Source organism: Streptomyces sp. SID4985, from assembly GCF_009863025.1.
GTDB lineage: Bacteria > Actinomycetota > Actinomycetes > Streptomycetales > Streptomycetaceae > Streptomyces.
On sequence record NZ_WWIR01000306.1, the window covers coordinates 26,348 to 45,567 of the forward strand.

At 71.3% G+C, this 19,220-nt stretch carries 16 protein-coding genes and 1 tRNA gene; 8 read left to right on the top strand and 9 right to left on the bottom strand.

The window, feature by feature from the left end; translation table 11 throughout:
• Positions 1 to 174: 174 nt before the first annotated feature.
• From GTW40_RS12590 to GTW40_RS12605, 4 genes are all read left to right on the top strand, one after another.
• Positions 175 to 3,399, top strand: a complete 3,225-nt coding sequence (locus GTW40_RS12590; RefSeq protein WP_161180257.1) for an alpha-L-rhamnosidase — start codon at positions 175 to 177, stop codon at positions 3,397 to 3,399.
• A 34-nt stretch (positions 3,400 to 3,433) separates the two neighbouring features.
• Positions 3,434 to 4,633, top strand: a complete 1,200-nt coding sequence (rhaI, locus tag GTW40_RS12595; RefSeq protein ID WP_161180258.1) for an L-rhamnose isomerase — start codon at positions 3,434 to 3,436, stop codon at positions 4,631 to 4,633.
• Between the two features lie 110 nt (positions 4,634 to 4,743).
• Positions 4,744 to 6,780: a bifunctional aldolase/short-chain dehydrogenase gene (locus tag GTW40_RS12600; protein WP_161180259.1), complete on the top strand. Its 2,037-nt coding sequence runs from the start codon at positions 4,744 to 4,746 to the stop codon at positions 6,778 to 6,780.
• A complete protein-coding gene (locus GTW40_RS12605) occupies positions 6,777 to 8,246 on the top strand; it encodes a rhamnulokinase family protein (RefSeq protein WP_161180260.1) in 1,470 nt (489 codons plus the stop codon). Before GTW40_RS12600 ends, GTW40_RS12605 begins: the two co-directional genes overlap by 4 nt.
• A gap of 95 nt (positions 8,247 to 8,341) precedes the next feature.
• Here GTW40_RS12605 and GTW40_RS12610 read toward each other — a convergent pair whose 3' ends face one another.
• Complete coding sequence (locus GTW40_RS12610) at positions 8,342 to 8,884, bottom strand: TetR/AcrR family transcriptional regulator (protein ID WP_161180261.1); 543 nt, start codon at positions 8,882 to 8,884, stop codon at positions 8,342 to 8,344.
• 61 nt (positions 8,885 to 8,945) lie between these two features.
• Here GTW40_RS12610 and GTW40_RS12615 point away from each other — a divergent pair, with 61 nt between their 5' ends.
• A complete protein-coding gene (locus tag GTW40_RS12615) occupies positions 8,946 to 9,158 on the top strand; it encodes a DUF4287 domain-containing protein (protein WP_161180262.1) in 213 nt (70 codons plus the stop codon).
• A gap of 60 nt (positions 9,159 to 9,218) precedes the next feature.
• On the opposite strand, the gene GTW40_RS12620 is transcribed toward GTW40_RS12615, so the two are convergent.
• The 4 genes from GTW40_RS12620 to GTW40_RS12635 form a co-directional block, all read right to left on the bottom strand.
• Complete coding sequence (locus tag GTW40_RS12620; protein ID WP_161180263.1) at positions 9,219 to 10,835, bottom strand: cation acetate symporter; 1,617 nt, start codon at positions 10,833 to 10,835, stop codon at positions 9,219 to 9,221.
• Positions 10,832 to 11,266, bottom strand: a complete 435-nt coding sequence (locus tag GTW40_RS12625; RefSeq protein WP_161180264.1) for a DUF485 domain-containing protein — start codon at positions 11,264 to 11,266, stop codon at positions 10,832 to 10,834. The genes GTW40_RS12620 and GTW40_RS12625 overlap by 4 nt, the downstream gene beginning before the upstream one ends.
• A gap of 556 nt (positions 11,267 to 11,822) precedes the next feature.
• Positions 11,823 to 11,896: transfer RNA gene (locus GTW40_RS12630), tRNA-Pro, on the bottom strand.
• 160 nt (positions 11,897 to 12,056) lie between these two features.
• On the bottom strand, positions 12,057 to 12,578 hold the full coding sequence (locus tag GTW40_RS12635) for a hypothetical protein (protein WP_161180265.1): 522 nt from the start codon (positions 12,576 to 12,578) through the stop codon (positions 12,057 to 12,059).
• A 238-nt stretch (positions 12,579 to 12,816) separates the two neighbouring features.
• Between GTW40_RS12635 and GTW40_RS12640 the strand changes: the two genes are divergently transcribed.
• Both GTW40_RS12640 and GTW40_RS12645 read left to right on the top strand, forming a co-directional pair.
• Positions 12,817 to 13,977, top strand: a complete 1,161-nt coding sequence (locus tag GTW40_RS12640; protein WP_161180266.1) for a Gfo/Idh/MocA family oxidoreductase — start codon at positions 12,817 to 12,819, stop codon at positions 13,975 to 13,977.
• A 109-nt stretch (positions 13,978 to 14,086) separates the two neighbouring features.
• On the top strand, positions 14,087 to 15,091 hold the full coding sequence (locus GTW40_RS12645; protein WP_161180267.1) for a Gfo/Idh/MocA family oxidoreductase: 1,005 nt from the start codon (positions 14,087 to 14,089) through the stop codon (positions 15,089 to 15,091).
• 130 nt (positions 15,092 to 15,221) lie between these two features.
• Here GTW40_RS12645 and GTW40_RS12650 read toward each other — a convergent pair whose 3' ends face one another.
• The gene (locus GTW40_RS12650; RefSeq protein WP_161180268.1) at positions 15,222 to 15,779 is read right to left on the bottom strand and encodes a TetR/AcrR family transcriptional regulator; all 558 of its coding nucleotides are present in this window, start codon (positions 15,777 to 15,779) and stop codon (positions 15,222 to 15,224) included.
• Between the two features lie 142 nt (positions 15,780 to 15,921).
• Between GTW40_RS12650 and GTW40_RS12655 the strand changes: the two genes are divergently transcribed.
• Complete coding sequence (locus GTW40_RS12655; protein WP_161180269.1) at positions 15,922 to 16,968, top strand: NAD-dependent epimerase/dehydratase family protein; 1,047 nt, start codon at positions 15,922 to 15,924, stop codon at positions 16,966 to 16,968.
• Here GTW40_RS12655 and GTW40_RS12660 read toward each other — a convergent pair.
• The 3 genes from GTW40_RS12660 to GTW40_RS12670 all read right to left on the bottom strand — a co-directional run bounded on the left by GTW40_RS12660 (position 16,956) and on the right by GTW40_RS12670 (position 19,212).
• A complete protein-coding gene (locus tag GTW40_RS12660) occupies positions 16,956 to 17,153 on the bottom strand; it encodes a hypothetical protein (protein WP_161180270.1) in 198 nt (65 codons plus the stop codon). The two genes, GTW40_RS12655 and GTW40_RS12660, sit on opposite strands and share 13 nt — an antisense overlap.
• Before the next feature lie 194 nt (positions 17,154 to 17,347).
• Positions 17,348 to 18,220, bottom strand: coding sequence for an ATP-binding cassette domain-containing protein (locus tag GTW40_RS12665; RefSeq protein WP_202485778.1), 873 nt, complete (start codon positions 18,218 to 18,220; stop codon positions 17,348 to 17,350).
• 5 nt (positions 18,221 to 18,225) lie between these two features.
• Positions 18,226 to 19,212, bottom strand: coding sequence for an ABC transporter permease (locus GTW40_RS12670; RefSeq protein ID WP_161180275.1), 987 nt, complete (start codon positions 19,210 to 19,212; stop codon positions 18,226 to 18,228).
• Between the last annotated feature and the right edge of the window lie 8 nt (positions 19,213 to 19,220).

A 19,220-nucleotide genomic window follows, 5' to 3' on the forward strand; every position in this document is an offset into this window, starting at 1 on the left:
GTTTCAGTCAGTGCCCACGGAAGCTAGACCCGGGCCAACTATGCAGTCAATGGGCCGGAGTTGGATTTGTTTCCGACGGCCCGAGACCGTCCCGCACCCTTGACGGGCCGCCTCCACGCCCCTAGCTTCGCCTCCCGTGAAACGATTCATCGCCGAGTCGTTACGGAGCCGACCGTGATCAGCAGAAGACAGCTGTTGGGCACCACCGCCACGTCCGCGCTTGTGACCGCCGTGGGCACCGGGGCCGCCTCGGCCGCCGAGCCCTCCGGGACTGCCGGGCTCCCTGGGTCCGAGGTCGCCGCCGCCGTCGAACACCGGCCGCTGCGCGTCTCCCGCCCGACCGTGGAATACGTGAGCCATCCCCTGGGTCTCGACACGGCACGCCCCAGGCTCAGTTGGCCCCTGGCACCACAGGGACGGGGCCAGACGCAGAGCGCCTACCAGGTCCGGGTGGCCACCGCCCCGGGCCGCTTGACCGCGCCCGACATATGGGACAGCGGCAAGGTCGTCTCCCGGGAATCGAACCTGGTCCCTTACACCGGGCCGGAGTTGAGGTCCCGCACTCGCTATCACTGGCAGGTCCGCGTCTGGGACTCGGCCGACCGCGCCGGTGAGTGGAGCGAGCCCTCCTGGTGGGAGACGGGCCTGACGGCACCTTCCGACTGGTCGGCGCGGTGGATCGCCGCTCCCGCACGCCTGGTCGGCGCACCCTCCCTGGAAGGCGCGTCCTGGATCTGGTTCCCCGAGGGCGATCCCGCCAACAGCGCCCCCGCCGCTACGCGTTGGTTCCGGGGCCGCGTCGAGGTCCCCGCGGGAGCGACCCGGGTCCGCCTGGTCATGTCGGCCGACGACGGCTTCACCGCTCACGCCAACGGCGTACAGCTCGCACACGTCGAACCGGACGGCCCGGCGGACAACTGGCGGCGCCCGGTCGTCGTGGAGACTCAACCGGAGCCCGGGACCGTGGTGTTCGCCGTCTCCGCGACCAACGCGACGGCGGGACCCGCCGGTCTCATCGGCCTGATCGAACTGACCACCCCGCAAGGCGTCCGCACCGTCGTGACCGACGCCTCCTGGAAGTCCGTCGACAAGGAGCCTGCGGGCGACTGGCGTTCGGCCGGTTACGACGACGGCTCATGGGCTTCGGCCAAGGTGCTCGCGCCATGGGGCGGCGGCCCCTGGGGCAGGATCTCGGCCGCCTACTCCCCCGCCGCGCAGCTGCGCCACGAGTTCCGCCTCCCGGCCGGGAAGAAGGTCGCGCGGGCCCGTCTGTACGCGTCGGCGCTCGGCCTCTACGAGGCTCACCTCAACGGCACCCGCGTGGGCGAGGACCGGCTCGCCCCGGGCTGGACCGACTACCGCCGACGCGTCCAGTACCAGACGTACGACGTGACGAAGCAGCTCACCCGTGGCGCCAACGCGCTCGCGGTGACCCTCGCGGCGGGCTGGTACGCGGGCAACATCGCCTGGTACGGCCCCCATCAATACGGTGAACTCCCCGCCTTCATCGGCCAGTTGGAGGTGACGTACACCGACGGCTCGACGGACCGGGTGCTGTCCGGCACCGACTGGCGTGCGGCGACCGGACCCGTCACGAGTGCCGATCCGATGGCGGGCGAGGACTACGACGCCCGGCGCGAGACCCCGGGCTGGACCCGGCCCGGCTACGACGACTCCGCCTGGACCGCCGTGGAGGGCGTGGAAAAGGTGACGGCCGCGCTGGTCGCCCAGGTCGACGGTCCCGTACGCCTGGAGCGCGACCTTCCCGCGCAGCGGGTGACCGAACCGCGGCCCGGCGTCTTCGTCTTCGACCTCGGCCAGAACATGGTGGGCGCCGTCCGTCTGCGCGTCCGGGGCGATGCGGGCACCACCGTACGGCTGCGGCACGCGGAAGTGCTGAACCCCGACGGCACGCTGTACACCGCGAACCTGCGGACGGCGCGGGCCACGGACACCTACGTCCTCAAGGGCGGCGGCACCGAGACCTTCGAACCCCGCTTCACCTCCCACGGGTTCCGCTACGTCGAGGTCACCGGCTACCCCGGCAGGCCGCCCCTCGACGCGGTCACCGGCCGGGTGATCCACACGTCGGCCCCCTTCACGATGTCCTTCAAGACCGACGTCCCCCTGCTCAACCAGCTGCACAGCAACATCACTTGGGGACAGCGCGGCAACTTCCTGTCCATCCCCACCGACACCCCGGCCCGCGACGAACGGCTCGGCTGGACCGGTGACATCAACGTCTTCGCGCCGACGGCCACTTACACCATGGAGTCCGCCCGCTTCCTCACCAAGTGGCTGGACGACCTGAGGGACGGCCAGACGGCGGACGGCGCCTTCCCCAACGTGGCGCCGTACATGGACGTCGGTACGGGCGTGGCGGGTTGGGGCGACGCCGGAGTGACCGTCCCGTGGGCGCTGTACCGGACGTACGGAGACGTACGGGTCCTGGAGCAGGCATGGGCGTCGATGGTGCGGTGGCTCGACCACCTGAAGGCGCACAGCACCGGATACCTGCGCCCGGCCGAGGGCTACGGCGACTGGCTGAACGTCGACGACGAGACCCCGAAGGACGTCATCGCCACCGCGTACTTCGCGCACAGCGCCTCGCTGGTGGCCTCCGCGGCCGAGGCCCTGGGCAAGGACCCGGCCCCGTACCGAGCACTCTTCGGGAACGTCCGGGACGCCTTCCGGGCCGCGTACGTCACCGGGGGCGGCCGCGTGAAGGGCGACACCCAGACGGCGTACGTCCTGGCCCTCTCCATGGACCTGCTCGCCGCGTCGGACCGCACACCTGCCACCGACCGCCTGGTGGAGCTGATCGAGGCACGCGACGGGCACCTCTCGACGGGCTTCCTCGGCACCCCGCGCCTGCTGCCCGTGCTCACCGAGACCGGCCACACGGACGTCGCCTACCGGCTCCTGACCCAGCGCACCTTCCCCAGCTGGGGCTACCAGATCGACCGGGGTGCCACCACCATGTGGGAGCGCTGGGACTCCATCAAGCCCGACGGCACCTTCCAGGACGCCGGGATGAACTCCTTCAACCACTACGCGTACGGCTCGGTCGGCGAGTGGATGTACGCCCACATCGCCGGGATCGCCCCCGCCGCCCCCGGCTTCCGGAAGATCCTCGTGCGCCCGCGCCCCGGCGGCGGCGTGACCGAGGCGCACGCCCGCTTCGACTCGGTGTACGGCCGCGTCTCGACGGACTGGAAGACGGACGCCCAGGGCTTCCGCCTCACCCTGACCGTGCCGCCCAACACCACCGCCGAGGTGTGGATCCCCGACGGCCGACGGCCGGCCCACGTCACCGGCGACACCGCCCGCCTCCTGCGCCGCGAGGACGACAGCACCGTCTTCACCGCTCCCCCGGGAACCCACCACTTCTCCAACTGACCTACCGGACACCATCCTTGAGAAGGGCTGCGCGATGACCTCCGGAACCAGCAAGGACGCCGCCGGCATCAGGACCTTGTCCCCGGACGAGGTGAAGGCGGCGCTGAGGACCCAGGCCGTCGAGACGCCGTCGTGGGCGTACGCCAACTCCGGTACGCGCTTCAAGGTGTTCGCGCAGCCCGGCGTCCCCCGCACCCCCTTCGAGAAACTGGACGACGCCGCCCAGGTGCACGCGTACACGGGCGTGGCGCCGACCGTCGCCCTGCACGTTCCGTGGGACCGCGTCGACGACTACGGGGCGCTGGCCGCCCACGCGGAGAAGCGTGGGCTGCGGATCGGGGCGATCAACTCCAATGTGTTCCAGGACGACGACTACAAGCTGGGCTCGGTCACCAACCCCGATCCCGCGGTGCGCCGCAAGGCCGTCGCCCATCTCCTCGACTGCGTCGGCATCATGGAGGAGACCGGGTCGAGGGACCTGAAGCTCTGGTTCTCCGACGGCACCAACTACCCCGGCCAGGACGACCTCCGGACCCGCCAGGACCGACTCGCCGAGGCGCTGCGCACGGTCTACGACCGCCTCGGCGACGGCCACCGGATGCTCCTGGAGTACAAGCTCTTCGAACCGGCCTTCTACGCCACCGACGTGCCCGACTGGGGCACCGCCTACGTCCACTGCCTCCAACTCGGCCCGAAGGCACAGGTGGTGGTGGACACCGGCCACCACGCGCCCGGCACCAACATCGAGTTCATCGTCGCGACGCTGCTGCGCGAGGGAAAGCTCGGCGGCTTCGACTTCAACTCCCGCTTCTACGCGGACGACGACCTGATGGCCGGTGCCGCCGACCCCTTCCAGCTGTTCCGCATCATGTACGAGGTGGTACGCGGCGGGGGGTTCACCCCGGACGTGGCGTTCATGCTCGACCAGTGCCACAACATCGAGGCGAAGATCCCGGCGATCATCCGCTCGGTGATGAACGTGCAGGAGGCCACGGCCAAGGCGCTACTGGTCGACGGCGAGGCCCTGGGCGAGGCCCAGCGCGCGGGGGACGTCCTGGCGGCCAACGGGGTCCTGATGGACGCGTTCAGCACGGATGTGCGGCCGCTGCTGGCGGAGGTACGGGAGGGGGCGGGACTGGAGGGCGATCCGCTGTCCGCCTACCGGCGGTCGGGCTGGCAGGAGCGGATCGTCGCGGAACGGGTCGGGGGCGTGCAGGCGGGGTGGGGGGCATGAGCGGTATGGGGGCTGAACACGTGGCGGGGCGGCACATGGGGGAAGGTCACATAGCGGGGCAGCACATGGAGGAAGGCCACGTAGCGGGGCACCACATGGGGGAAGCGCACATGCCTGAGCAGCATCCTGTGGTGGCCGAGCTCCTGCACCGCGCCCACCGCCTCGGCGCCGATCCCCGCAACACCAACTACGCGGGCGGCAACGCCTCCGCGAAGGGCACCGCCCCCGACCCGGTGACCGGTGACGACACCGACCTGATGTGGGTCAAGGGCTCGGGCGGTGACCTCGGCACCCTCACGGCGGAGGGCCTCGCCGTACTGCGCCTGGACCGGCTGCGGGCACTCGTGGACGTCTATCCGGGGAAGGCCCACGAGGACGAGATGGTCGCGGCCTTCGACTACTGCCTGCACGGCAAGGGCGGTGCGGCGCCCTCCATCGACACCGCCATGCACGCCCTGGTGGACGCCCCCCACGTGGACCATCTGCACCCTGACTCCGGCATCGCCCTCGCCTGCGCGGCGGACGGCGAGAAGCTGACCGCCGAGTGTTTCGGCGACCAGGTGGTGTGGGTGCCGTGGCGGCGCCCCGGTTTCCAGTTGGGCCTGGACATCGCCCGCGTCAAGGAGGCCAACCCGCGGGCGATCGGGGTGATCCTCGGCGGCCACGGGATCACCGCCTGGGGTGCCACCTCGGCGGAGTGCGAGCGCAACGCCCTGCACATCATCCGCACCGCCGAAGCCTTCCTCACCGCACGCGGAAAGGCGGAACCCTTCGGCCCGCCGCTCACCGGGTACGCCCCGCTGGAACCGGCCGCACGCCGGGACCGGGCCGCCGAGCTGGCCCCGACGATCCGCGCCCTCGTCTCCCGGGACCACCCCCAGGTGGGCCACTTCGACGACTCCACCGACGTCCTGGACTTCCTCTCCCGCGCCGAGCACCCGAGGCTCGCCGCGCTCGGCACCTCCTGCCCCGACCACTTCCTCCGCACGAAGGTCCGCCCCCTCGTCCTCGATCTCGCCCCGAGCACACCGCTGGACGACGTGAAGACCCGGCTCCGAGAGCTGCACGCCGCCTACCGTGAGGAGTACGCCGCCTACTACGCGCGGCACGCGGGCCCCGGCTCCCCCGCGATGCGCGGCTCGGACCCGGCGATCGTCCTCGTCCCGGGGGTCGGCATGTTCTCGTACGGCAAGGACAAGCAGACGGCCCGGGTGGCGGGTGAGTTCTACCGCAACGCGATCCGCGTGATGCGCGGGGCCGAGGCGGTGTCGTCGTACGCGCCCGTCGAGGAGCGCGAGAAGTTCCGTATCGAGTACTGGGAGTTGGAGGAGGCCAAGCTGCGGCGGCTGCCCGCGCCCCGGCCGCTGGCCACCCGGATCGCGCTGGTGACGGGCGCGGGCTCGGGCATCGGCCGCGCGATCGCGCATCGGCTGGCCGCCGAGGGTGCCTGTGTGGTGGTGGCCGACGTCAAGGGCGCGGCGGCGGTGGCCGAGGAACTGGGCGGTCCGGACAGGGCGGTTCCCGTCGCGATGGACGTGACGAGCGAGGAGCAGACAGCCGACGCCTTCCGCCAAGCGGTCCTCGCCTTCGGCGGGGTGGACCTGGTCGTCAACAGCGCCGGGATCTCCGTGTCCAAGCCACTGCTCGAGACGACGGCGCGGGACTGGGATCTCCAGCACGACATCATGGCCCGCGGCTCCTTCCTGGTGTCCCGCGAGGCGGCCCGGGTGATGACCGCACAGCAACTCGGCGGCGACATCGTCTACATCACCTCCAAGAACGCGGTCTTCGCGGGCCCGAACAACATCGCCTACTCCGCCGCCAAGGCCGACCAGGCCCACCAAGTACGCCTTCTGGCAGCTGAGTTGGGAGAACACGGCATCCGGGTCAACGGCGTCAACCCCGATGGCGTGGTGCGCGGCTCCGGCATCTTCGCGGGCGGCTGGGGCGCGCAGCGGGCGGCGACGTACGGCATCGAGGAGGAGAAGCTCGGCGAGTTCTACGCCCAACGCACCCTGCTCAAGCGGGAGGTACTCCCCGAGCACGTGGCCAACGCGGTGTTCGCGCTGATCGGCGGAGACCTCACCCACACGACGGGCGCGCACATCCCGGTCGACGCGGGTGTGGCGGCCGCGTTCCTGCGGTGAGCACCGGATCCGGGACGCACGCGTACGCCGCCGTCGACCTCGGCGCGTCCAGCGGGCGCGTCATGGTCGGCCGGGTAGGCCCCGGCACCCTCCACCTGACCGAGGCCCACCGCTTCCCGAACCGGCCGGTACGACTCCCCGACACCCTGCACTGGGACATCCTCGCCCTCTACGCCGGGGTCCTCGACGGCCTGCGAGCCGCCGGACGCCTGACCCCCCTGACCTCGATCGGCATCGACTCCTGGGCCGTGGACCACGGCCTCCTCGACGCCGAAGGGGCGCTGCTCGGCAACCCGTTCCACTACCGGGACACCCGCACCGAGGGCGTCGCCGAGCGGGTGTGGGCGACGGTCCCGGCGGCGGAGCTGTACGCGCGCACGGGCATCCAGTACGCCCCGTTCAACACCCTCTACCAACTGGTCGCCGCCCAGGGTACTGCCCAACTGGGCGCCACCCAACAGGTGTTGCTGATCCCGGACCTGCTGACGTACTGGCTGACAGGCACACGCGGCACCGAACTCACCAACGTCTCCACCACGCAACTGATCGACCCCAACACCCGCACCTGGGACGGCGAGTTGGCCCGCCGACTCGGCATCGACCCGAACCTCTTCGCTCCCCTGCGCCACCCGGGCGAACCGGCCGGGCACTTGCTGCCGACCGCCCTGGCGGAGACCGGCCTGACCGGCCCGGTCCCCCTCACCACGGTCGCCTCGCACGACACGGCATCCGCCGTCGCCGCCGTTCCGGCCCGCGCCGGGGAACGGTTCGCCTACATCTGCACCGGCACCTGGTCCCTGGCGGGCCTCGAACTCGACACCCCCGTCCTCACCGAGGCGAGCCGCCGGGCCAACTTCACGAACGAACTCGGCCTGGACTCCACCGTCCGCTACCTCCACAACATCATGGGCCTCTGGCTCCTCCAGGAATGTCTGCGCGACTGGAACGAGCCGAACCTGACCCAACTCCTGTCCGGAGCAGCCGAATCAGAGCCCCTCAGGTCGGTCGTGGACGCGAGCGACCCGGCCTTCCTCGTCCCCGGCGACATGCCGCACCGCATCGCCACGGCCTGCCACGCGACCGGCCAGCCCGTACCGAAGACCCGAGCCGCCACCGTCCGCTGCGTCCTCGACTCGCTGGCCCTGGCCCACCGCCGAGCGATCCTGGACGCCCAGCGCCTCTCCAACCACCCCGTGGACGTGGTGCATTTGGTCGGCGGCGGCGCCCGCAACGCCCTCCTGTGCCAACTGACCGCCGACGCCTGCGAACTCCCCCTCATCGCCGGCCCCACCGAGGCAGCCGCCCTCGGCAACGTCCTCGTCCAGGCCCGCGCTCACGGCGACACCGGCGCTTCCCTCACCGACCTGCGCACCCTCGTGGCCGACACCCAGCCCTTGAAGCGCTACGAGCCACGGGGTGCGCCGGAGGCGTGGCGGAGGGCGGAGCGGCGACTCGGCAGGGCGTGACCGCAGCCGAGCACGCGGCCTGGCGGCCAGGGGGTCGATCGACAACGCCCCGAGCACGCGGCCTGCCGTGCGCCCCACGGGCAACGCCCGCCCGCTCAGAGGTCCGTCGCATCCGGGTAGTGGCGACGCAGTTCGCCGAGCACACGCTCGTCGGCGGACCTGACCTCCCAGTTGACGGGGATCCACAGGAGCGGGCCGGAGAAGTGGTCGGCGGCCAGGCGGGCGTCGGTGACGTGGAGGAGTCCGTGGTCGGCGAGGCGCTGGAAAGTCGCGGCCAGGGTGTCGAGGACGCGTTCGAAGCCCTGCTCGTACCAGGTGGCGCCGAGTCCGGGGAAGGTCTCCGCGGTGGCGATGATCAGGCGCCGTAGCTGGATCACCTGGGGCTGGGTGAGGGCGGTCAGGAACTGACGGGCCAGCCGGGTCAGGTTCTCTTCCAGGGCGTCGGCGTCGGCCGGGATGTCGGCCACCAGCTCGACCATGGAGTCGACCCGGTCGGTGGTGGCCAGGACGACCTCGGCGAACATCTTCTCCTTGTCCGCGAAGTGCTTGTAGACCGTCTGCTTGGAGACCGCGGCCCGCTTCGCGATGTCGTCCATGCTCGTCCCGCCGTACCCCTTCGGCTTCACCCGCAACGCCATCAGTCGGCTCAGCCTGGGCGACCTCGCATCAAGATCACCACGAAGAGACAGGACACCGCACATGACCGAACCGGTGAAGGGCCCCGCCGGCTACTTCCCCTCGATCGAGAAGAAGTACGGCCGCCCGATCGACGACTGGGAGGCCCTCATCCGTTCCTCGCCCCTGACCAGGCACATGGAGCTCGTCTCCTGGCTCAAGACCGAGCACGGCCTCGGCCACGGTCACGCCAACGCCCTGGTCGCCCACACCCTGGCCGAGAACAGCGGGAAGTAACCTCCGCGGACCCGGCACCGCGGGGTCCCCTGGACGGAAGGGGACCCGGGAACCCCCGCCTCACGGCGTCCGGTCCCGTGACGGCGGCCCCGCCAGAAGGCGATGCTCGGCGGATTCGTAGCGGCTGCGTTCCCGCTCGGCGGTGGACTTGCCGGAGAGCAGGCTGGTGAGCCACCCGGCGAGGAAGCCCGCGGGGATGGAGGCGAGGGCGGGGGTGTTGTACGGGAACCAGTCGAAGTCGGCCTCGGGGAAGGCGGCCAGGGGCGATCCGGAGACGAGGGTGGTGCCCGGGGTCAGGGCCAGGACCGTGAGCGAGCCGACGATGAGCGTGGCGAGCAGGCCCGCGCGGGTGTAGCGGCGCCAGAAGAGGGTGTAGAGGAGCGCGGGCGCGATGGCCGAGGCGCCGAGGGTGAAGGAGAGGGTCGCCAGGGGCTGGAGGCTGCGGTGCTGAGCGAGGGCCGCCACCAGGATGACGGGGATGCCGACCAGCAGGGCGCACGAGCGGGCGAGGGTGAGTTCGCGCGCCGGTGGCAGCGGGGTGGGGCGGGAGGCCGTCAGGTCGTGGGCGAGGGCGTTGGCGCAGGCGAGCGTCATGCTCGCCACGGACGCGAGGAGGGTGAGGAAGACGGCGGTGGTGACGGTGGCGAAGAGCAGGCTCTCCGAGCGGGAGAGGCCGCTGCCGAACGCCGCGCGGGCGCCGAGCAGATAGGCGGTGGTGCCGTGCGGGTCGGCCCCGGTGATCCGGGCGTGGCCGAGGAGAGCGGTGGCGCCGGTGCAGATCAGTACGAGCATCAGGATGAACAGGGTCACCGAGGAGACCGCCCAGGACATGGCCCGGCGCACCTGGCGCGGTGTTCCGGCGGTGTACATGCGCATGGTGACGTGGGGCAGGCAGGCGGCGCCCAGCACGATGGCGCACTGGGTGCTCGCCATGTCGAGGGCGGGGTGCGGGCTGCTGGAGTACTGCAGCCCCCAGCGCAGGTAGGCGGGACCGGCTCCGCTCTTGTGTGCCGCGGTGCGGAACAGGGTCTCGGTGCTCCAGCCGAAGGTGTGCAGGATCAGCCCGCTGACGACGAGGCCGGAGGCGAGAAGCATCACCGTCTTGAAGATCTGGACGAGCGCGGTGCCCCGCATCCCGCCGAGAGCGGCGTAGCTGATCATGAGTATCCCGGCGCCGACCACGCAGCCGTTCTTCATGGCCGGTTCGGTGAACCCCATGACGTAGGCGAGGAGTTCGCCCACACCGGCGAGCTGGACGATCATCATCGGGACGAGCGCGAGCAGGGTGACGGCGCAGGCCGCGATACGAACGCTCCGTGCGGGATGGCGGTGGCCGAGCACGTCGCCCATGGTGTAGCGGCCGGTGTTGTGGAGCGGCTCGGCGAGCAGGAACATCAGCAGGAGCAGGGACAGTACGGCGCTGAGGGCGAGCACCACCCCGTCGTACCCGCACAGCGCGATGATGCCGCCGATGGTGAGGACGGTGGCGGCGGAGATGTAGTCCCCCGCGATGGCGAGGCCGTTGCGCAGGGGCGAGAGGGACTTGTAGCCGGTGTAGAACTCGGCCAGGTCGTCCGCATCCGGGCCGGTGAGCACACAGAGCAGCAGGGTCAGTGCGACGACGGAGCAGAAGGCGGCCAGGGACCAGGACTGCGCGGGACCGCTGAACTCCGTCACCGGCCTCCTTCCTGGTGCGCCGGGTGCGACTGGCGGACGCGGTGGATCAGCGGGTCGACGACGGACCGCGCGGAGGCTTCGTAGAGCAGGACGGCCAGCCAGGTGACGGGTATCTGCGCGAGGGCCAGCACAAGCCCGGTGGGCAGCCCGCCAGGCCCCGGACGGGTCATGAGCCCTGGCGCCTTGACCGTCAGCACGAGGAACCCGGCGAAGTAGCCCAGCGCGGTGAGGGACGGCACGCGCCGCTGCCAGCGGTAGGCACGGCGCAGCAGCCGCAGGGTACGGTGCGGGCCGGAGCGCCTGCCTGTCGGCTCCGGGCGGGACGATCCGTCTCCCTGCGACCAACTGGGTGCACGTTGGGGTGTATCGGCGGGGCCGGGATGGTCGGGCGGCGGTGGGCCGGGGGGAAACTCGGAGCTGTCGTGGGACATTTCGGAATCTCCTGGCGGGAACTGGGTCCGAGACGGCACGGATCAGAGTCGTAGGCCCATCGCACATAGTGCGGGTCGAGGTCATGGAGTGCGCGAATATGTCGGCCGACAGGGACAGTTACCCGTGACCTTATGTCGACATGTTTCCAGCCGACGGCCGTTATCGGCCAAAGCGGGAGCAGCGGCCGCGCGGGTGCACGAGCCGCCCGTCGGCCGCTCGCCCGTTGCCCGCTCGCCCGACTGCCGCGCCGTTCAGCCTCGCGAACTCGACAACTTCTCCCGAACCTTGGCGACAGCGAACCCCCAGCACTACTAGGCCGTCGCCTTGCCGGGTACGGCGATCTCGTCGAGGCTGGTGAGCACGTCCAGCAGACGGGGCCCGGGTTCCGCGAACGCCCGCTTCACCGCGTCGGGCAACTCCTCGGCGCGGGTGACGCGGATACCGAGGAATCGCTGACCTGAGTCAGGATCGCTGGTCTCCCACCGGCCCCCAGGAATGGCGAAAGGCCGGTCTCGGATTGCTCCAAAACCGGCCCTCACCTGCGACTCTCTCGAGTCGGGACGACAGGATTTGAACCTGCGACCCCTTGACCCCCAGTCAAGTGCGCTACCAAGCTGCGCCACGTCCCGGTGCGGTCACAGGCGGAGTGGGTCCGCGTGATCTCGCAGGTCAAACCCTACCGTACCGGCGGGGATGCTGGTGGCGGGGGCTATGTGGGGCGGGGCTGTGTGGGGTGGGGCATGTGTGGTCGCGGGGCATGTGGCGCGCGGCTAGGGGGAAGGGCGGTCCCTACTTGATGAGCGCGTTCGCCACCACCACGATCACGCCCAGCAGGGCGTCGCCGAGGCCGAGGAGGAGGGCGGCGGGCCAGTGGCGGCGTGAGCCGCGGGCCGTGATCACGCCCAGGGTGAAGAGGATGGCGATGTTGAGGAGGAACGCCGGTTCCTCGACCTCGGTGGGGGGCCACCAGCCCCAGCCCGCGCCCGCCAGGATGAACACCGTCGGGAGGACCGCGGCGATCAGGGGCCACTCGTTGGCGAGGGCGCGGAAGGAGGTCCAGCGGCGGCGGGGGCCGCGTTCGGCGATGTAGTGGGCGTAGCCGTGGGCGAGGGCGGAGGCGAAGGCGGTGACGAGGACCCAGAGGGCGTCGTAGCGGCGGCTGGCGGCGGAGCTGTGGCCGTGCTGGGTGAGGGCGGCGACGAGGGAGCTGGCGAGGACCGCGCCGTAGACCCCGCCGAACAGGACGGCCTCGCGTGTGTCGTGCTGCCGGTGCGGTACGCCGGGTGCCGCCTCCACGGTGCTGTCAGCCATGTCTCTCACGATCACCCGCGGGTGCGGTGGCCGCCACCCTGGCGGGCAGTCGGGCGGCACCACGCGCCGCTGCGGCCGCCGCAGTCTCTCGGCTCCTCCGGCCTCTCCGGCTCCTCCGGCTCCTCCGGCTCCTCCGGCAACAAGATCGGGAATGGCCCGCACCGAACGGTTGACGCGTCAGCCATGTCCGTACAAAGGTGGCCGCGACAGGAGTGAGCCGGTCCGACGAGGGGCTGTCATGGTGGATGCGCTGGGGATCGCCGTCATCGGGTTCGGCTGGATGGGGCGGGTGCACACCCAGGCGTACAGCAGGGTCCGGCACCATTTTCCGCAACTCTCCCTGCGCCCCGAGCTGGTGACGGTGGCCGAGGAGGTACCGGGGCGGGCCGAGGATGCCGCCGAGCGGTACGGGTTCGCGACCGCCACCCGTGACTGGCGGGAGGCCGCCGCCGACCCGCGCGTACACGCCGTCAGCATCACCGCGCCGAACTTCCTGCACCGCGAGATCGGCGTGGCCATGGCCGAGGCGGGCAAGCACGTGTGGGTCGAGAAGCCGGTCGGGCTGAGCGGCGAGGACGCTCGCGCGGTGGCCAACGCGGTGGCCAAGGCAGGCGTCCGGAGCGCGGTCGGCTTCAACTACCGCTGCGCCCCCGCCGTGGAGGCCGCCCGCGACCTGATCGCCGCCGGGGAACTGGGCGCGGTCACCCATGTGCGCGTCCGCCTGTTCAGCGACTACGCGGCGCACCCGGACGGCGCGCTGACCTGGCGGTACGAGCGGGCCCGGGGCGGCAGCGGGGTACTCGGGGATCTCGCCTCGCACGGCGCCGACCTGGCTCGTTTCCTCGTCGGCGACATCGCCTCCCTCGCCGCCGACACGGCCGTCTTCGTGCCCGAGCGCGCCCGCCCGACCGGGGCCACCGCCGGTCACGCGCTGGCCTCAGGCGGCGAGCCGGGCCCGGTGGAGAACGAGGACTACGTGAACTGTCTGCTGCGTTTCGCCTCCGGCGCGCGCGGCGTCCTGGAAGCGTGCCGGGTCTCGGTCGGCGAGCAGAACAACTACGGCTTCGAGGTGCACGGCACCCGGGGCGCGGTGTTCTGGGACTTCCGCCGGATGAACGAGCTGCGCGTCAGCCGGGGCACGGCCTATCAGGACCAGCCGGTCAGCACGGTGTACGTCGGTCCGGGCGACGGTGAGTTCGCCGCGTTCCAGCCGGGCGCGGCCAATGCCATGGGCTACGACGATCTGAAGGTCATCGAGGCCTACCGATTCCTGCGCTCGGTCGCGGAGGGCGAGCCGTACGGCGCGACGCTCGCGGACGCGGTACGTGCCGCCGCCGCACTGGACGCCATGGTGGAGTCGGCCGAGCGGCGGGGGTGGGTCGACCTGCCGACCACATAGGGGCACCGCACACTTCGTCGCCCACGCGTCCCTCGTACTCGCACATGTCGTACGCCCACATGTGGCGCCGCCACATAACACCACCCACAGACAAGGAGCAGCCCCGCACATGCGCATCGGAATTCTCGGCCTCGGCCGCATCGGCGCCTTTCACGCCGAGACCCTTTCCGCACTGGACGCCGTCGAGTCGCTGGTCGTCGCGGACCCGGTCGCGGACGCGGCCAAGGCGGCCGCCGAGCGGTTCGGGGCGCAGGTGGCGGACTCGCCGGAGGCGCTGCTCGCCGCCGGGGTGGACGGGCTGGTGATCGCGGCGGCCACGGATGTACACCCCGAGCTGATCCGGGCCGGACTGGCGGCGGGTGTGCCGGTCTTCTGCGAGAAGCCGGTCGCCCGCACCATGGCGGAGGGCGTCGGGGTGTTGCGGGACGTGCGGGACAGCGGGGTGCCGGTGCAGATCGGCTACCAGCGCCGGTTCGACGCGGGGTACGCCGCCGCCCGGGCCGCCGTGCGCGCGGGCGAGTTGGGCGCGTTGCACACGGTCCGGTGCGTGGGTCTGGACCCGGCGCCGCCGCCCGCCGCGTACATCGCCGGTTCCGGCGGCATCTTCCGGGACTGTTCCGTGCACGACTTCGACATCCTGCGCTGGGTGACCGGCCGCGAGGTCGCCGAGGTCTACGCGGTCGGCGGCAACCGGGGTGCCGACTACATCCGCGAGGCGGGTGACGCCGACACCACGGGCGCGGTTCTCACCCTGGACGACGGCACACTCGTCACTGTGTCCAACTCCCGCCACAACGCCCGGGGTTACGACGTACGCATGGAGTTGCACGGCTTCGCGGACTCCCTCGCGGTCGGCCTGGACGACAAGCTGCCGATCCGTTCGGCCGAGCCGGGCGTCACCTTCCCCGAGGGCACTCCGCACGGCTTCTTCATGGACCGCTTCGCCGACGCCTACCGCGCCGAACTCACCGCCTTCACCGAGGTCGTGGCGGGCACCCGCCCCTCCCCCTGCACGGTCGAGGACGCGCTGGAGGCGGGCTGGATCGCCGAGGCGTGCACGCTCTCGCTGCGCGGGCACCGGCCGGTGACGCTCGCGGAGGTCCGTACGGCCTGACGAAGGTCCTTACGACCCGACCGAGTTCCGTATGGCCCCGACCATTACCGTGCCACCATCACGGCGCCGGTCCGGCCCCTCCGGCGCCGCCCTCACCCCAGCCGGACTCCCCCGGCACCCAACCCCGCCCTCACGCCCGCAGCCCATCCACGATCAGCCCCAGAATCCGCTCCGCCCGCGCCTCCCCGTCCCGGGCCGGGTCGATCCGCCACAGGACGCTCAGCTGGAGCAGCACATCCTCCGGATCGACCCCGGCCTTGAGGGAGCCGTCCGCCGCGCCCGCGTCCAGGAGTACACCGATCGCCCCGAGGAAGGGGTCGTAGAACTCGTCCTCGCGGCCCGCGCCCGTCGCCGCGTGGATGACCTCGGCCACGCCGAACTTGAGGCGGCCGTAGCGTGCGACCTCCGCGAACCACAGGCGCAGGGCGGTCAACGGGGTGTGGGTGTCGCGGAGTTGGGGCGCGAGGTCGATGAGGTGCTGGAGGTCGTTGCGGTACAGCTCCATGATCATCGCTTCCCGGGTGGGGAAGTGCCGGTAGAGCGTGCCGATGCCGACGCCCGCCTTCCTGGCGATGGCCGTGAGGGAGGCGGTGCTCGACGCGGCGATCTCCTCACGGGCGACGGCGAGGATCCGCGCGCGGTTGTCGCGGGCGTCTTTCCGGGTGGGCTTGGCGGGCTGCGCGTTCACGGATGAGGTTTCCGTCCGGTCTCGGATTGCTAAGCGGAGGGGCCTCCGGTACGTTGAGAGGCAGAGCCGGAGGGCCCTCCGTTTTCTGTCATTCTGGCACACCCCCCCTTCCCGCACACCCCTTTCCTCCGTGAGGACAGTCATGCCCGAACTCGTCCTGGTCACCGGCGGCACCGGCTACATCGCCGGCTGGTGCGTCACCGAACTGCTCCGCCGCGGCCACTCCGTACGCGCCACGATCCGTACCCCCGGCCGCGAACAGGCCGTCATCGACGCGGTCGCGCCCGAGGTCGGCCCCGGCGACACCGACCGGCTGAGCTTCGCCGTCGCCGATCTCACCGCCGACGCGGGCTGGGACGAGGCGATGCTCGGTGTCGACCGCGTCCTGCACGTGGCCTCGCCGCTGGGCACCACGGAGTCGGGGGACCTCGTCACCCCGGCCCGCGACGGCACGCTGCGGGTGTTGCGCGCCGCGACCCGGGCCGGGGTCGCCCGCGTGGTGATGACCTCCGCCGCGAACGCCGCGAGCCCCTCCTCGTACGCCACCGACGGCGTCACCGACGAGACACTGTGGACCGACCCCGACGATCCCTCCCTCATCCCCTACCGGCGCGCCAAGACCCTGGCCGAGCGGGCTGCCTGGGACTTCATGGCCACCCACGACGGCCCGACCGAGCTGACCACCGTCCTGCCCGGCGCCGTCTTCGGTCCCGTCCTCACGCCGGACGCCCAGGGTTCCGTCGGCATCATCGCCCGGATGCTCTCCGGGAAGATGCCCGGCATGCCCCGGATCGGGCTGGAGATCGTGGACGTACGCGACCTGGTGGACGTCCATCTGCGGGCCATGACCGCACCGGCCGCCGCGGGCCAGCGCTTCCTCGCCACCGGCGAGTTCCTGTGGATGGCGGACATGGCGCGCGTACTGCGGGACGGGCTGGGCAGCCCCTGGGCAGGACGGGTGCCGACGCGGAGGCTGCCCGACTTCGCCGTACGGCTCGCGGCACGGTTCGGGGACCCCACGCTGCGCGAGATCACGCCCGCCCTCGGCCGCCGCAACCGGCACTCCACCGAGAAGGCCCACCGACTGCTGGGCTGGCAGCCCCGGCCCGCCGCGCAGGCCGTGCTGGACTGCGCGGAGAGCCTGATCGCGCACGGTGCCGTGCGGGTCGAGGCGGCTCAGCCGCAGTAGCGCACCAGCCACTCGTCGGCGTGGTAACGGTCGCGCGCCGAATCCGGCCTGGTCGCGGGGCTGGTCTCGACCGTGTCCTCGGGGCGTATCCGCTCGGGCAGCGTGCCGAAGCGGTCGTGGCGCTCCGCGTCCGCCGAAGCGGTGTCATGGGGTGTGCGCCGGAGCCGTGTGGTGCGGTGCGTCATGCCGTCCTCCCGTCTGCCGCCCTCACGGGCGTCCCCTGTCCTCGGTCACAACGCTGTCAACGGTCATAACGCCCACCCGTGCCCGGCAGTTCCCGGCCTCGTCCGGCCGCGTGCGCCGGTTTCCGGAGAACGCGACGACGCCCGGGCGAGTCCCCACGCGGGGCCACCCGGACGTCATACGATCAGGCGCCCGCCTACGAGGACGCGGACGGCTTCGATGAACCGGCCGACGAGGGATCCGCCCCGTCCCCCACAGGCAGCCCCTCCACATCCACCCCCCGCACCTGCGCCAACTCATGCCGCAGCGCAGCGAGTTCCGCACCGCCCGCCATGTGGTTCGTCAGGTCCTCCAGTGTGATGTCCCCCCGCGCCGCGCTCAGTTCGAGCGTGCCGAGGCGCAGCACGCTGAAGTGGTCGCCGACCATATAGGCGTGGTGCGGATTGTGGGTGATGAAGATGACGCCGAGGCCCCGTTCGCGGGCGGCGGCGATGTACTTCAGCACCACGCCGGACTGTTTGACGCCGAGCGCGGCGGTCGGCTCGTCCAGGATGAGAACCCGCGCGCCGAAGTGGACCGCGCGGGCGATGGCCACGCACTGGCGCTGGCCGCCGGAGAGGGTGCCGATGGGCTGTTCCAGGTCGTCCAGGGCGATGCCCATGGCGCGCAGTTCGCGGTCGGCGGTCTCCTTCATGCGGGCGATGTCCAGGCGGCGCAACGGCCAGGGCCCCTTGGTGAGTTCGGAGCCGAGGAAGAAGTTCCGCCAGACCGGCATGAGGGGGACGGTGGCGAGGTCCTGGTAGACGGCGGCGATGCCCTTGGCGAGGGCGTCGCGCGGGCTGTCGAAGCTCACCGGCTCGCCGTCCACGAGGAATTGGCCCTCGGTGTGCCGGTGCAGCCCCGAAATGATTTTGATGAGGGTGGACTTGCCCGCGCCGTTGTCGCCGAGGACACAGGCGACCCGGCCCGCCCCGACCGTCAGGTCCACCCCGTGCAGGGCGCGTACATTGCCGTGCGACTTGCCCGCATCGCGCAACTCCACCAGTGGGGCGGTGTCTTGGTCGGTCATCGTGTTCACCTCCGCGTCGCCGTGCGCTGTACCCACAGGTTGATCAGGACGGCGCCGAGCAGCATCACGCCGAGGAAGGCCTTGAACCAGTCGGGGTTCCAGCCCGCGAAGACGATGCCCTGGTTGACCATGCCGAACATGAACGCGCCGAAGACGGGCCCGATCGCGGAGCCGGAGCCGCCGGTGAGCAGACAGCCGCCGATGACCGCCGCCGCGATGTAGATCAGCTCCTGGCCGACGCCCTCGCCGGACTGCACGGTGTTGAAGGAGAACAGGTTGTGCATGCCGGTGAACCAGGCGCCGAAGCCCACCAGCATGAACAGCGTGATCTTGGTGAAGTCGACCCGTACGCCCACCGCGCGGGCGCTCTCCTGGCTGCCGCCGACGGCGAAGATCCAGTTGCCGTACCTGGTGCGCAGCAGGACCCAGGTGGCCAGCGCGGCGAAGGCCAGCCAGTAGAAGACGGTGATCTTCACCTCGACCCCGCCGAGGTCGACGGAGGACGCGAAGACCGCCTTGGCCTGCTCGAAGCCGTCCATGTCGCTGACGTCGTCGGTCGCGACGTTCCCGGTGACCAGCTTGGTCACCGCCAGGTTGACGCCCTGGAGGATCAGGAAGGTGCCGAGGGTGACGAGGAAGCTGGGCAGCTTGGTCCTGACCACCATCCAGCCGTTGAAGGCGCCGATGGCGAGGGAGAGGACGAGGGAGAGGAACACGCCGGTCCACACGTTCACGGTCAGCTGGTAGCTGATCATGCTCGCGGTGAGCGCGGAGGTGATCACCGCGACGCCCGAGGACAGGTCGAACTCCCCGCCGATCATGAGGAGCGCGACCGGGAGGGCCATGATGCCGATGGTCGAGCACTGGTAGAGGACCGTGGCCATCGAGTCGCCCTGGCGCAGCGAGGGCGCGGCGATCAGGAAGAACACGAAGACGGCGGCGGCACCGAGGAAGACACCCGTCTCGGGCCGGGCCAGCAGCCTGAGCGCCAGGGGGCGCC

Coding starts and splice junctions, on each gene's coding strand:
- rhaI (WP_161180258.1), top strand. CDS start 3,434: ATGACCTCCGGAACCAGCAAGGACGCCGCCGGCATCAGGACCTTGTCC.
- GTW40_RS12600 (WP_161180259.1), top strand. CDS start 4,744: ATGCCTGAGCAGCATCCTGTGGTGGCCGAGCTCCTGCACCGCGCCCAC.
- GTW40_RS12610 (WP_161180261.1), bottom strand. CDS start 8,884: ATGGCGTTGCGGGTGAAGCCGAAGGGGTACGGCGGGACGAGCATGGAC.
- GTW40_RS12615 (WP_161180262.1), top strand. CDS start 8,946: ATGACCGAACCGGTGAAGGGCCCCGCCGGCTACTTCCCCTCGATCGAG.
- GTW40_RS12625 (WP_161180264.1), bottom strand. CDS start 11,266: ATGTCCCACGACAGCTCCGAGTTTCCCCCCGGCCCACCGCCGCCCGAC.
- GTW40_RS12635 (WP_161180265.1), bottom strand. CDS start 12,578: ATGGCTGACAGCACCGTGGAGGCGGCACCCGGCGTACCGCACCGGCAG.
- GTW40_RS12640 (WP_161180266.1), top strand. CDS start 12,817: ATGGTGGATGCGCTGGGGATCGCCGTCATCGGGTTCGGCTGGATGGGG.
- GTW40_RS12645 (WP_161180267.1), top strand. CDS start 14,087: ATGCGCATCGGAATTCTCGGCCTCGGCCGCATCGGCGCCTTTCACGCC.
- GTW40_RS12655 (WP_161180269.1), top strand. CDS start 15,922: ATGCCCGAACTCGTCCTGGTCACCGGCGGCACCGGCTACATCGCCGGC.
- GTW40_RS12660 (WP_161180270.1), bottom strand. CDS start 17,153: ATGACGCACCGCACCACACGGCTCCGGCGCACACCCCATGACACCGCT.
- GTW40_RS12665 (WP_202485778.1), bottom strand. CDS start 18,220: ATGACCGACCAAGACACCGCCCCACTGGTGGAGTTGCGCGATGCGGGC.